Consider the following 13518-nt stretch of genomic DNA (forward strand, 5'->3'; position numbering starts at 1 on the left):
TTTTTTAAAAGGGAGGTCAGGAGGGATTTAAAATCAAAACGTCGACCAGCCACTCCATTCCATAAAACGATACAGCCAATATTTAAAGAACGAGTTTTCTGCATATTGAGTGTAATCTACGCTCATCGAACGACCATTCAGATTTGACCATGCACCGTCAAAATATTGCTGGGCATCCTTGAACACTTCGGCCTGAGGCTGCCCCAGCACGCGCATATTGGTTTCCAGATTATAGTTTTTCAGATTCCGTACGGTAAAATTAGCCGAGCCTAAAATCATTTCAGCTTGCTGAGCATTGCGCTTCATCAGTATTTTGCTATGACATTGCTCACCCTGAGTACGGCACCAGCGCACATCAATACCTGCTTTATGCAGTTCCCAAGCCACTTGCCGGTTTGGAATTCCGTTTTTCTCACGGCCAAAAGCATCTTTATTTGGATCGAGTAAAACCCGGACTTTGACACCACGCTCATGTGCCGCGATCAGGCTTTTAATAATTTTGCGCTCAGACAGATAAAACATCGCCAGATCAATCTGCTCATTGGCTTTGGCGGTCTGAATGAGATTCAAAATCGCATCATAAATAGCTTTTTCAGTTAGCACCTGAACTTGTGGCTGGCTGCTGTCTGCCTGAAAATCCCCGGCGACAATGGCAGGCATATTGGCTTGTGACATCATGCCGACAGATTGCTCGGTTTTCAGGATATCCACAGCGGTGCTACCCCAGACCAATAAACCGATATTGGAATGGCGTGAACTGCCATCATGCGGATTCATGGATGTGACCAGTGCTTTCCAGCCCTGATCGGTATCTACCACCATGGTTTTACGATGATTGGCTTTAAAGTTAAACAGCTCAAAATAACTGCGCAGGGTAATTTTTTCTGTTCCAAATGGATTCGGCAACCAGCCCTTTTCCGGATTATTGCCAATGCCCTGGCAACAGATATACCAGAAGCCCGACCAGCCTGGATTGGAAGCCCGCAATGGCGTCAGATTGGTTTCAATCACATCAACACCGTGCTGACGTAGGGCTCGATACTGCTCGGATCGAATTCCGCCATAGACCGAATTGATCGGATCGGTAATAAATTTGATTTCTACCTCAGGTTGCAGCAGACGTTTACTGATTAAAGCATCCGTCAGTTGTTGACTTAATGCCTGATGTTCCTGCGTAGATGCCCCCGTTTGCTGATTAAATAAAAACATATCCAGCACGATCAGCGATTTGGCTTCTTCAATCATATGCAGCATTTCATTAAAAATGCGATGATCTAGATGCTGTTTTCCTTCGGCATCCAGATAAGTCTGATCAGCCAGAAATTTGACTTCGGCATGACGCATTTTGCCTGTGTAATTCAGACCTTCCGGCAAAGGCTTATAAGTGTGGTAGATCGCTGAAGCCAGATAACCCACGGCCAGCATACTAATGATCAAAGTCGCATAACGGCGATTCGACCAGTTCAATTTATTGTGAATTCGTTGAAAGATACGCATAAGATAAAACCTAACCCAATATACTCAGGCTAGGTTTTATCTTATGATTTTTCAAGTAGATTTCAGTGAGATCTAGATGATTTGGTCAATTATTTCAGTAGACCTGTTAGAAATCATATTGCACGCCGACAGTAAAGTTGCGACCCACCTGCGGAATATTCGACAGGAAGGAAGTATGTGAATACACCTGATCATCAAGCAGGTTGTTGGCCTTGAAATAAACCCTATAAGCATTGTTATCTGCAAGGCTATTGGCATAGCTTAAGCCCACATTCACCATATTGTAGCCTTGGGTTTCATCTTCATAGCTGGCGATTTTGTCCTGATTAAAGACATGATAATACTCAGCCAAACCTGACCAGCCATCGGCAAAGTCTGCTTCGACTTTGGTGCCTAAGCGACCTGCAGGTACCCGTGGTGCATTTTCGCCTTCAATCTTGCCACGCACATAATCCCCAAAGACGCTGAGCTTATACATATCATTGATCTGATAACCGGCTTGTGCTTCTGTACCATAAAATCTGGCTTTGTCTTGGGTATATTGCACGCCACGTAAATTACCTTTCTGCGCTACCGTTTCGCCATAGATATAATCATCAAACCAGTTGTGATACACGTGCACATGGTAATCCAGTTTATCCCCTTCATAATGCAGACCTAACTCGAGATTATTTGAAGTTTCTTTATCGAGATCAGGATTACCTAGTTCATAGGTATTGGTCGCAAAATGCAAGCCATCAGCATAGAGTTCTTGAGCTAAAGGCAAACGCTGCTGATGTGATCCCACTACAGAAAGTTTGTAGTTCGGTGCAAATTCCCAGTTGGCAGCAGCGGATGCAGAAACACCAGTCCCCGAATAATCTTTCTGATCCGAATCTACTTTCACTTTTTGATGATCGACACGCGCACCAAGTTCAACATGCACATCGCCAAGTTGCTTATGTTCTAAAGCAAAAAGACTGAATTTGTCAGTTTTTGTGTCCGGCATCACGACACTAGAACCATGAACATGATGTTCTTCATCGTCCTCATCGCCATCTTCATGATGGTCATGCTCTGATGCGGCAAGATTAATTTTTTGCTGTGAAATCTGGGTTCCGATCACCCCCTCCCAACCTGCAACTGGCACGTGCACCAACTCTAAACGACCGTCATAACCTTTGCTTTTAAAGTTACTGATCACTTCATTTTCTTCAAGTTCATCGTGTTCATAATCGGTCATGCTGGCATGTACACGTAGTTTTTCAACACCGGCAAAAGGTTGTTCCAGTTCGGTGCGTACTTCATAGCGTTCAGATTTTAAATCTACCCATGGTCCACCATGCTCTTCATGGGCTGGTGCATCTGGGTCAGGTGTTGGACAACCATGAAAATGATCACCATGTAAAACACAACCATGATATTCATGACTATGTCCGGGCAAGCCATACTGATCCTGACGGTTACTATAGGACAAACCAACAAAACCACGATCATGAATCCATGATCCACCAATATTGACTGTCTGTCCTTCAGCAAAAGTATTGCCCACACGACGTTCTTTTTCTAATTCGTCATCATGCTCATGAAAATAATCCGGTGCAATATAATCATTGGCGTTACGCTTTGAGCCTTCTACACGCAAAGCAAAGTTTTCACCAATACCCGCTGTCACACCAGCACTTACCAGTTTTTCATCACTGCCTGAGTTATAACGGAGGCCGACTGTACCTTCTAAACCATCTTCAGGCATTTGAGTTGGGATTTTTTGATCAGTGACATTCACCAACCCACCGACTGTACCGGCACCATAAAGCAACGTAGATGGACCACGAATCACTTCGACCTGTTTCGCCAGAATCGGATCAACGGTTACTGCATGGTCAGGAGATAAAGTGGATACATCCGCTGTTTCAGAAGCATGCTGCAACACTTTCACACGTGGACCATCTTGACCCCGAATCACAGGACGACTCGAGCCTGAACCATATTGATTAGAATAAACACCAAGCTCATCTGCCAAGGCATCACCAATGGTGGTGGCGCGTTCAGACAGTGCTTTCTGATCCACGACATGATCTGCAACCGCAAAATCTGCCGCAGTCTGCACCAATGGATGAGCTTGCACCTGAATCGTGTCCAGGGTCTGTACCGGGATAGAAGATGAGGATTGCTCTGCAAATACTGTAGGCGCAACTACAGCAAAAATTGACAATGTTATTAGATTCTTAGGGAAGGACATGACCGAAGCTCAAATTCAGTAATCTGGGTGAATGTTATAATATAACATTTCATTATTTTTGCAATCCTTTACGATAATGAGCTGAATATTTTATTAGAATGTCTTTCTAATATTTTTTATTACATTAAAAACACTATTTTTATGCCCTTTACCTTATCGCATGCTGTGCTTGCTCCACCTATTTCATATTTGACTGGGAATAGACTCCCTGTTGCTGCGCTGGCCATTGGCAGCATGGTTCCAGATCTTTATCGTCTGTTTACTCATACTAATTCTAATATTACCCATTTATGGTCTTCGCTGATTCATCCAGATCTCTGGATCGGTCTGGCTTTTTGTGCGGTCTGGTACCTGATTTACCGGCCCGTGATTTACCGTTGCATCGGTATTCAGCATGATTTAAAGATTCACAATATCCTTTCAGCACTAAAATTTATCCTGGTAATGTGTCTGGCACTGATCGTCGGTACAGCTACCCATTTAATCTGGGATGGACTGACCCACGTCGATTTTCGAACTTTTGCCTTTCATGACGTCTTAGCCCAACATTTTCAGTTGTTTGGACAAAGTTATCCGCTGCACCGGATTTTACAGATTGGCACCTCAGTGATTGTCTTGCCTCTTATCCTGTGGATGAGCCTGCATTACTATAAAACTCATCAGCAATATCTTGCAGTCAGTGTGAAAATCAAATCCTTTGCCTGGGGCTTATTGCTCTTTTCTATATTTACCGGCCTATTTTCTGTCTGGGATTATGCGCGCTATATTTCTACGGAAGTCTGGCAATCAGACCTCTATTATTTTACTGGTCGCTCGATCAATGAATTTAGCCAAGGCTTTCTGATCACCTTCAGTCTGGGCTGTTTACTGTTTTTATTTTTAGACAGAGAGCACAGGATGGATTAAACAAAGCACTGGCTTTGCGCCTATTCACTTTAAAATGATATTGTTTTTGACCCAAGTTCTTGTGACAACATGCCCAAAGAGGCATAATCCTACCTTTACTCAAAGCGGTACGCTGTTTACGTATTCGCTGACCTTAACCCATATAGTTGGATTTCTAACGCTATGATGCGAACTCATTACTGCGGTTCTTTAACCGAAGCTCAAATTGACCAAACCGTAACATTATGCGGTTGGGTACACCGTCGCCGTGACCACGGTGGTGTAATCTTCCTTGACATGCGTGACCGTGATGGTCTTGTTCAAGTGGTTATTGACCCAGATACTCCTGAAGCATTTGCAACTGCTGATAAAGTACGTTCAGAATTTGTATTAAAAATTACAGGCCGTGTGCGTCGCCGTTATGAAGGCACAGAAAATGCCAATATGGTGAGCGGTCAAATCGAAGTCTTGGGTAAAGAAATTGAAGTTCTTGCTCAGTCTGAAACTCCGCCATTCCCTTTGAATGACGAAAACACCAATATTTCTGAAGAAATCCGTTTGAAATACCGTTTCCTGGACATCCGTCGTCCAGAAATGCTAGATCGTTTACGCTTCCGTTCTAAGTTAACCAACCTGATTCGTAACTACTTCGAAGACAATGGTTTCTTAGACGTTGAAACACCAATTTTGACTCGTGCGACTCCTGAAGGTGCGCGTGACTATTTAGTACCAAGCCGTGTATCGAATGGTAGCTTCTATGCACTTCCGCAATCTCCACAGCTGTTCAAACAGTTGTTGATGGTGGGCGGTATTGATCGTTACTATCAAATCGCAAAATGTTTCCGTGATGAAGACTTACGTGCTGACCGTCAGCCTGAATTCACCCAAATCGACGTTGAAACATCGTTCATGAGTGACGATGACATCATGGATCTGATGGAAACTTTAACCGTAAAGATGTTCAAAGAACTTCTAAACGTAGAGTTTGATAAATTCCCACGCATGACATACAACGATGCAATGCGTGACTATGCATCTGACAAACCAGATATGCGTATTCCTTTGAAACTGGTTGACGTTGCAGACCTCATGCAAGACGTTGAGTTCAAGGTATTCGCAGGTCCTGCTAAAGATCCTAAAGGTCGTATCGTTGCGCTTCGCGTACCAGGTGCGGGTTCACTGCCACGTAGCGCGATTGATGAATACACCAAGTTTGTAGGCATCTACGGTGCACGCGGTTTGGCTTACATCAAAGTCAACGAACTTGAAAAAGGTATCGAAGGTCTTCAGTCTCCAATCGTGAAATTTATCGAGCCAATCGTACTTGATCTATTGAAACGTGTTGGTGCTGAAAATGGCGACATCGTATTCTTCGGTGCAGACAAAGCAAAAGTTGTAAACGATGCCATGGGCGCGCTTCGTGTGAAGATCGGTCATGACATGAAACTTGCAACTTGCGAGTGGGCGCCACTTTGGGTTGTTGATTTCCCAATGTTCGAAGAAACTGATGATGGTAAATGGACATCTGTGCATCACCCATTCACGCTTCCAAAATCTAGCGTGGAAGAAGTGAAGAACAACCCAGGCGCTGCGCTTTCTGTGGCTTACGATATGGTATTGAACGGTACTGAAATCGGTGGTGGTTCACTGCGTATTCATAACCTTGAAATGCAAAAAGCGATCTTTGAAGCGCTTGGTATTGGTGAAGAAGAAGCGGAAGAGAAATTTAGCTTCTTGTTAAATGCATTACGTTACGGTGCTCCTCCGCATGGCGGTTTGGCATTCGGTCTTGACCGTCTTGTGATGCTCATGACTGGCGGTTCTTCTATTCGTGATGTCATTGCATTCCCGAAAACCAAGACTGCTGAATGTCCATTGACTCAAGCGCCAGCACCAGTTGAATCAAACCAGCTGCGTGACCTTGGGATTCGCTTACGTGAAAAACCGAAAGCTGAATCTCAAGAATAATTCTTGACGTTTTAAGTGAAAAAGCCCTGCCTCGTGTGGGGCTTTTTTGTGTGATTGAGTCGCATCTGGAACAGTGGCATAATAGCCACAGTTTTTAATCTAAGGTAATTAGCAATGGCTATGCGTCCTGCAGTTCGTAATCGCAGCATTATGCTTATTGTATTTTCAGTGGTTCAATGGCTGTTCATGCGCTATATCCTTGCCAACAACCTGTTCAACCTCGATACCAATGACCGTATTGTGTATTTTTGCCTGAGCAGTATTTTAGGTGCCCTGCTGATTTTTGTAGGTTTGATTTATATGGTGCTGAAGGGCAATCCGGACAAAGACCTATAATCTGACCATCTGGATACCATGTACACCCTACTTAAAAATTTCTCTAAACTTCCATTAAGATTCATTCAAAATCTTGCACAACTGGCTGGATCTCTTTTGTATTTCAGCCATTCTTCTGCACGCCGAGTGACCGAGATTAACCTGGCCTCTGCCTATCCTGAACTTTCGGAAGCTGAACGGGCTGATTTGACCAAAAGCAGCCTGAAAAGTCAGTGCATGACGTATGCAGAATCAGTCAAGATTTGGGGATCATCACCAGACTATGCGCTGTCTTTGATTCAAGATGTGCAGGGCGAAGATATTTTCCTGAAAGCTTTGCAAAATCCTCATGGCTGCTTGGCAGTGGTGCCTCATTTTGGTACGTGGGAGCTTTTAAATGTCTGGGTAAATCAGCACACCTCCCCTGTAATTATGTACAAGCCCAGTAAGAATCAGGATATTGACCGTTTTATGCTTGAAGCTCGGCAACGCCTGAATGCCACACTGGTTCCTACAGATGATTCTGGTGTACGTGCTTTATTTAAGCATTTAAAACAGGGTGGTTTTTCTGCAATATTGCCGGATCATGTACCTAAAGAAAGTGGTGGTATCTACTCACTTTTCTACAATCAAAATGCGCTATCTTCTACCTTACTTTCCAAACTGGCAGCCAAAACACAATGTTCAGTAGTTGGGCTTAGTTGTTTAAGACGTGAAGATTTTTCCGGCTATGATATTTACGTGACTAAATTATCAAATGATATTTTATCTAAAGATTTACAATTGTCGGTTGATACCTTAAATAAAGAAATGGAGCGCATGATTAATGTCGCTCCGGAACAGTATTTGTGGGGGTATAAAAGGTTTAGGAAAATAATTGATGAAAGTAATATTTATCAATAAATTTTAATTATTCAATTAAATCACTTAAAGTTAACTTAATATCAATTCCTAACTTTGTTGTTCGTGCATTAACTTCATTATGTCGTTTAACAATCTTTTTAGTACTTTTTGACAGTAGAGAAGAACGCATTATCCATTGATAAATTGAATTTCTTTGCTCATATTTCTGTATCCAACGCTTATCTCTACTTGCTTGTAATTGTTCAATACTAGGTTGAATCTTATCCCCATATAAATTACGAGATGTATCAAAAATAAATGTATAGTTTGGTGGTAGCTTTTTTAATGTAATAAGGCCTGCATCATGCCACTCATCAACCAAGTTTTGTAAAATAATCTGATCCCAAATAGTTGGATTTTGCAACATACGCTTCTCCCATTCATCCATCAGAGAATGTGCATTTTTAGTGTCATTTATAAAAATAGTACTACTAATTAAACGCTTATTATCTATGTAATGTACTGCAATATCTTCTTCAATTGCATTGAAGTATGGCCGGATATCCTCAAGAATTATAGCATCAGCATCAACAAATAAAAGTGGGCCATGAGTTTCACGACGCATTTGCGAAATAAACACAGGCTTAAATGCAATAATGGTTTGCCAGTCATCTTTTGAAAATTGCTTTAATAGAATATGAATATTAAATTTTTTTGCTGATTCAGCTAAAATTTGAGCATGCTTCGTATATAGTTTATCATCTGTATGAAAACCAAAAACTGTCAACATTAAGAATCCTTTTAATTTTCTACCAATTTAAGTTTAAAATCATAGATAAAAGTGTGATAAAAAACTATAATTTTAAATTTTTTTCGTAATTATATAACAATATAATACACATAAGTTATTGTAATTTATTTAAAAACCAAAGAAGTCATTGAAATAAATTCGATTATTTTATTTAAGTTTTAATTATAATAGAATAAATAAAAAAACATAGTAAATCTTATGTAGTCTTTGTTTTTATATAGTCTTTGTTTTAATATACATTATCATATCACAAAATAATTGATAAAAATGAGTCTCAAAACAATCAAAATTTTTATAGGCTGTGACCCAAACAACTGTGATTTAGAACAAATGATGGTTTTAGACTACAGCATTAAAAAACATACCCAGCAGCCTGTAGAAATTATTTGGATGCAACTTTCGCGTGATCCTTCTAGCTATTGGTATTCTGATCCGAAATCGAATCAAGGATGGAGAACAGAAAACTGGGCGACACCTTTTTCCGGATTTCGGTGGGCTATTCCAGAGTATTGTCAATTTCAAGGTAAAGCCATTTACATGGATACAGATGTCATTGTACTCGATGATCTTGCACTACTCTGGGAACATCCTATTGAAGCCAATGCTATTGTGGCAGCCAAGGGGGGGGGAAGCTCAGCCCGTTTATGCACTTGTGTCTGGGATTGTGAAAAGGCCAAACATTTTCTTCCTAGAATTGAGGAATTAAAAAGTAACCCTGCCAGTCATCAAAGTCTGATGAGACAAATTCAAAAAGAACCGTCATTGGTTCAAGCTTATAATGATCATTTTAATTGCATCGATGGTGAAAATCTAAGTATCAACGAGATTAAAATTTTGCATTATTCCGATATGGGCACCCAGTTTAGTCACAAATATTCAATTCCTCGTCTTCAACACAATAATTCAACACATTGGTTTGATGGCGAAATTATTCCTCACCCCCGAGCGGACCTGACAACACTTTTTGACCAATACTATCACGAAGCCCTTTCTGCCGGATACCAACTTGAGGACTATACAATTACACCCTACGGAAAATTTCACAAAGCATCTCAAAAAAAATACTCGGGCAATAACATTACTCGGTCAGAAACATCCCAGCCTTGGTTTAAGAGGCTCCTGAGCAAGTTTAAAACCAAGCGTGATTCATTTAATTTAGATCATTAACCCTCTAAGCAACTGAATCATCTTATCAATTAGATTATTCTCAAATAAACTTGATATAACTCATAGAAATAAGCTATGAAAGAGACAAGAATATGTGTGGTTTAATTTTCAACCATTTCGTTCGAAATTTGACAAAATATACCTATAAACTTTTAAAACCGAGTACTTACAAACACAACAGACGCTATTGGCCTTTTTACCGTGTGGTTCGTAATGCATCGGGTCAAATTGATCAAGTTTTTTTTAGGAATACCTTAATTGCAGACCATACGCTTAACTTAAAGAATAAACATTCAAAATGTATGCTGATCGCAACAGGACCATCGATTAAAAAGATTCCTGATAAATTTTTTAAATATGAGAAACTGGACTATATTGGCGTCAATGGAGCAATCGCTTTGAATGAGGTCACTTTTCAACACTATGTCATTATTGATCATGATTTTGTACAAAATCGTTTTGATCTCGTTGAGCGGGTTTTAGACACAGCATGCAATTTTTTCACCACCGCACGTTGCTTAGACTATATTCTAAGAAAAGTAAAAATCGAACAGATTCGTTGCCAATTTAAAATTATTGAAATCACGAGTAACTGTAAAAATGAACTTTTTATGGGAAACACTATTCATGTTGATGAAAAAGTTAAGAGTAATTACTTCTACAATGGTTTTGGCTTTTCTACACACATGTATGACACAGTATTTGACTACTATACCGTGGCTTATACCGCATTACAGATTATGTCAGGATTAAATTACCAACATATCTATATTGCAGGTGTGGATATGAATAACTTCGACCTACCACGATTTTATGAAACTTTAGATGCAAAACAACCTACCTTATTAAACCAGCACACCCAATCAATCATAGCGGCATTTGAAACAGCAGCCTATTTCTTTGAAAGTCAAAAAGTGTCTGTTTATAATCTTTCACCCCATAGTCTTATCAAATCATTTAATAAATTAACGCTCGAACAAGACACCATCCTCTAAGTGGTTCAGATCATCCAACCTGATAGAGCGTTAAGATAAGGTTTTACTCTGATCATCATGGAAATCTAGCAGTGAATCTTGAAAATACATTCCTTTTTCATAAAATTCGCCTATATGTTTACGCTCTTTACCGGCAAATTTAATCAATTTAGGGTATTCACCTGAATGATGATTGATTGCCATTTCAATTAATGTTTTTTCTTTGACCCATTTATTTTTTACCTGATAGTAAAAGGCATTTTGATCACAATCAATTAAAGTAATACTAGGCAATGCTTTCAGCATAATCACCTGACACACCACATAGGAAATCAGGTACTCTAAATTACTAATCTTTTGAAATATTCTCTCATAATTTGGCACAGTACGTTTAATTTCATTGATATATGTTTTAGGGCCAACCTGCATGGCGTTCACCAACTCATCAAACCAATCTTTAAAAAACCTATTGTTAGGAGCCGTTGCTAAAAGCCAATTCTCGATGACTGGAGAATCAATATTGGTAGTGTTTTTTTTACGATAATAGGCAAAACTTTCGGTCTGATTTTGAGAAACCAACTCTTGAATCCAATCTAAATTTTCATAAACGATAATACTTGCATCTAACCAGATTCCTCCATAAACATAAAGTAATTTAAATCTGATTAAATCAGCTTTATGCTGAGGTAGATGAATATTTAAAGAATCAAAATCTATCTGTATAAATTGATCAACAGTTGTTGGTGTTAAAAAATGAACCTCATAATTTGCATTTATTAGCTTTATATTTTCTATGCATTTTTCCACAAATAATGGTACATCCCCCTCCCAATACAGCCAAATCAGCTTAGGTATTTTAACTTCTTCTGGCTTTGGATTAAGCGTAATCATATTTGCGTAATTATGAATTTTTAAATTCGTGCCTCTAATCTTGTAAAAATACATGATATAAAACTTAAGCATATAATAAGTTTTTTTAAATATTTTCATCTAAATTATTTCCAACATGCTCATTGATTTATTCCTTTAATGATAAATATTCAATTATTAAGATATTCGATGAATTTTAAGAATTTAGCAGATATTTTAGTGCATGATAACGATCACGCCACATACGCTTCTGCTTTTTAAAGCCATAGGAGCTGCTTCTATTTTCAAGTGCTTTACGAGAAATCCCCTGAGTAGCAACCGTTCCCAAAATATCACTATCGACCCCTGCTGGCTTCACTAGTGGTGGCCAAATCCCTAAACCTTTGCCATTTTGACTTAACCAAGACTGGAAGAAGATATCAACCGGCATATTTATAGTTTTGCCTACCTCAACAAAAGACTGTGCTCCCTGCCGCGACCAGATTAACCCTAAGCCACGAATTGGGAAATAAAAAGCATGCCATAGACTTATATCCCCTATTTGCGTAATATCTTTTGCTAGTTTTTTCTTTTTTGCAGCAATATTAATAAGATACCAGTTTAAATCTTGATGTTGGTGCAAATATTCAATGATGCTGTCAATTTTAATCTTAAAGTCACTATTAATTTTAAGGTCATCTTCCAGAACCACTAAATAATCTGCATCAGTGGCTAAAAATTTTTCAGCGCATCCATAATGACTTAAATAACAACCTAACTCGGAATTCATTAAACTACGACCTAATACCTTATTAGTTTGATCGTCATTATAATTTATGAATTCAGAGAGTGCTTTACCCCGACCATCATAAGCAGCAAAACGTTCAAACCTCCAGCTCACACTATTAAGCTGCTGAGTTGCTGCAGCTAGACGCTCATCACTTCCGTCTAAATTAATTAAATAAGTTACAACTTTCATGATTAACTCTTAATGCTGAATAGATAGAGGTAAATAGTTTTTAAATTTAGCAATTAAAGCAAAAGATACCTTTTCTGCTTCTTTTGGATCAAATTGATCCAAACTTTGAATACAACCAAATTTAATAGTGGTATTATTTAAGTTTTCTAAAAATAAAGATAGCAATGCTTCATTTTTTAAATAAGCAATATTAATATCATCGTATAGAACTGCTTCATTAGCCTGAATTTTTAAATGATTATTAAGTCCTACGGGTAAAAACTGAAAAGCACTTCTAAAACGATGCCTAATCTGTTGAGCTAATGTTGTAGGGTATTTTTGAAAATAATTTTGTAGTACATCACGATCCAATATATGGGGACGATGATGAATTTCATAATATTTATTAAATCCACATAATTCAGCACTAAGCATTTGAGCAATTGTATATTTAGGCTGTAAAGGTTTACCAAAATATTTATTAAGACCTTTACGTAGATTAAATTTTGCTTTAATTAAGGAGTTATTTTCCCAATGTCCATAGACTTTTATCTGGTCACCAACTAAAAAATCATCTAATTCAGATGAGGCATTAAAGAAGAAATCATCATTCAAATAAATAAAATACTTTGATAACCCTGGAATATTCCAAAGCATAGTTTCAATACTTAAAGAATTAAATGTAGGCAAGTATTGCTCATGACCAGCAAATATTGTTCTATGATCAATTATTTTTATCTGCTCAGGAGCACATAATCCCTGTTCGAAAAAATCATGAATATGTGCAGGCTGCTGTTCATCCGTAATAATATAAATTGTTCCAAAATAGGGAACATATTTAAGAATTGAAGCAATTGAAAAATAGATTTCATCATTACTAGCAAATCGAGTTTCTTCTGCTGAACCTTTTACGATATTAGTAGATTGAAACTGTTGCCTTTTAAGTCGATGCTTTACATCATTGCCATCGACCCACGCAATAACAAAATCTATTTTTTCCATAATACTTCTAATCAACAATTAGCTTGAA

12 protein-coding genes are annotated in these 13518 nt (G+C 38.7%); 6 read left to right on the plus strand and 6 right to left on the minus strand.

Annotated features, from left to right (window positions below):
• Window positions 1-33: 33 nt before the first annotated feature.
• Both F890_RS13890 and znuD read right to left on the minus strand, forming a co-directional pair.
• On the minus strand, window positions 34-1497 hold the full coding sequence (locus F890_RS13890) for a phospholipase D-like domain-containing protein (RefSeq protein WP_004733001.1): 1464 nt from the start codon (window positions 1495-1497) through the stop codon (window positions 34-36).
• A 106-nt stretch (window positions 1498-1603) separates the two neighbouring features.
• Window positions 1604-3718 carry a zinc piracy TonB-dependent receptor ZnuD gene (znuD, locus tag F890_RS13895; RefSeq protein WP_005261850.1) on the minus strand — a complete coding sequence of 705 codons (2115 nt, stop codon included), beginning with the start codon at window positions 3716-3718 and terminating at the stop codon, window positions 1604-1606.
• A 141-nt stretch (window positions 3719-3859) separates the two neighbouring features.
• On the opposite strand from znuD, the gene F890_RS13900 reads away from it, so the two are divergent.
• The 4 genes from F890_RS13900 (at window position 3860) to F890_RS13915 (ending at window position 7789) form a co-directional block, all read left to right on the plus strand.
• Window positions 3860-4624 carry a DUF4184 family protein gene (locus tag F890_RS13900; protein WP_005103282.1) on the plus strand — a complete coding sequence of 255 codons (765 nt, stop codon included), beginning with the start codon at window positions 3860-3862 and terminating at the stop codon, window positions 4622-4624.
• 162 nt (window positions 4625-4786) lie between these two features.
• Window positions 4787-6571 (plus strand): aspartate--tRNA ligase, encoded by a 1785-nt coding sequence (gene aspS / locus F890_RS13905; RefSeq protein WP_005107847.1) that lies wholly within the window; start codon window positions 4787-4789, stop codon window positions 6569-6571.
• A 114-nt stretch (window positions 6572-6685) separates the two neighbouring features.
• Window positions 6686-6907, plus strand: coding sequence for a hypothetical protein (locus tag F890_RS13910; protein ID WP_004278319.1), 222 nt, complete (start codon window positions 6686-6688; stop codon window positions 6905-6907).
• An 18-nt stretch (window positions 6908-6925) separates the two neighbouring features.
• Window positions 6926-7789, plus strand: coding sequence for a lysophospholipid acyltransferase family protein (locus F890_RS13915; protein ID WP_005261842.1), 864 nt, complete (start codon window positions 6926-6928; stop codon window positions 7787-7789).
• Between the two features lie 7 nt (window positions 7790-7796).
• Here F890_RS13915 and F890_RS13920 read toward each other — a convergent pair whose 3' ends face one another.
• Window positions 7797-8519, minus strand: a complete 723-nt coding sequence (locus tag F890_RS13920) for a putative nucleotide-diphospho-sugar transferase (protein WP_004278321.1) — start codon at window positions 8517-8519, stop codon at window positions 7797-7799.
• Between the two features lie 288 nt (window positions 8520-8807).
• On the opposite strand from F890_RS13920, the gene F890_RS13925 reads away from it, so the two are divergent.
• A complete protein-coding gene (locus tag F890_RS13925) occupies window positions 8808-9707 on the plus strand; it encodes a glycosyltransferase (RefSeq protein WP_004278322.1) in 900 nt (299 codons plus the stop codon).
• A 92-nt stretch (window positions 9708-9799) separates the two neighbouring features.
• Window positions 9800-10702, plus strand: coding sequence for a hypothetical protein (locus tag F890_RS13930; RefSeq protein WP_004782138.1), 903 nt, complete (start codon window positions 9800-9802; stop codon window positions 10700-10702).
• Between the two features lie 30 nt (window positions 10703-10732).
• Here F890_RS13930 and F890_RS13935 read toward each other — a convergent pair whose 3' ends face one another.
• The 3 genes from F890_RS13935 to F890_RS13945 all read right to left on the minus strand — a co-directional run bounded on the left by F890_RS13935 (window position 10733) and on the right by F890_RS13945 (window position 13490).
• A complete protein-coding gene (locus F890_RS13935; RefSeq protein ID WP_004278324.1) occupies window positions 10733-11671 on the minus strand; it encodes a glycosyltransferase family 32 protein in 939 nt (312 codons plus the stop codon).
• A 76-nt stretch (window positions 11672-11747) separates the two neighbouring features.
• Window positions 11748-12509, minus strand: coding sequence for a glycosyltransferase family 25 protein (locus F890_RS13940; RefSeq protein ID WP_004278326.1), 762 nt, complete (start codon window positions 12507-12509; stop codon window positions 11748-11750).
• A 9-nt stretch (window positions 12510-12518) separates the two neighbouring features.
• A complete protein-coding gene (locus F890_RS13945; protein ID WP_004278327.1) occupies window positions 12519-13490 on the minus strand; it encodes a Stealth CR1 domain-containing protein in 972 nt (323 codons plus the stop codon).
• Between the last annotated feature and the right edge of the window lie 28 nt (window positions 13491-13518).

The organism is Acinetobacter sp. CIP 64.7, assembly GCF_000369745.1.
Classification (GTDB): domain Bacteria; phylum Pseudomonadota; class Gammaproteobacteria; order Pseudomonadales; family Moraxellaceae; genus Acinetobacter; species Acinetobacter fasciculus.

Coding starts and splice junctions, on each gene's coding strand:
- F890_RS13900 (WP_005103282.1), top strand. CDS start 3,860: ATGCCCTTTACCTTATCGCATGCTGTGCTTGCTCCACCTATTTCATAT.
- znuD (WP_005261850.1), bottom strand. CDS start 3,718: ATGTCCTTCCCTAAGAATCTAATAACATTGTCAATTTTTGCTGTAGTT.
- F890_RS13890 (WP_004733001.1), bottom strand. CDS start 1,497: ATGCGTATCTTTCAACGAATTCACAATAAATTGAACTGGTCGAATCGC.
- F890_RS13920 (WP_004278321.1), bottom strand. CDS start 8,519: ATGTTGACAGTTTTTGGTTTTCATACAGATGATAAACTATATACGAAG.
- F890_RS13910 (WP_004278319.1), top strand. CDS start 6,686: ATGGCTATGCGTCCTGCAGTTCGTAATCGCAGCATTATGCTTATTGTA.
- F890_RS13935 (WP_004278324.1), bottom strand. CDS start 11,671: ATGAAAATATTTAAAAAAACTTATTATATGCTTAAGTTTTATATCATG.
- F890_RS13915 (WP_005261842.1), top strand. CDS start 6,926: ATGTACACCCTACTTAAAAATTTCTCTAAACTTCCATTAAGATTCATT.
- F890_RS13925 (WP_004278322.1), top strand. CDS start 8,808: ATGAGTCTCAAAACAATCAAAATTTTTATAGGCTGTGACCCAAACAAC.
- F890_RS13930 (WP_004782138.1), top strand. CDS start 9,800: ATGTGTGGTTTAATTTTCAACCATTTCGTTCGAAATTTGACAAAATAT.
- F890_RS13945 (WP_004278327.1), bottom strand. CDS start 13,490: ATGGAAAAAATAGATTTTGTTATTGCGTGGGTCGATGGCAATGATGTA.
- aspS (WP_005107847.1), top strand. CDS start 4,787: ATGATGCGAACTCATTACTGCGGTTCTTTAACCGAAGCTCAAATTGAC.
- F890_RS13940 (WP_004278326.1), bottom strand. CDS start 12,509: ATGAAAGTTGTAACTTATTTAATTAATTTAGACGGAAGTGATGAGCGT.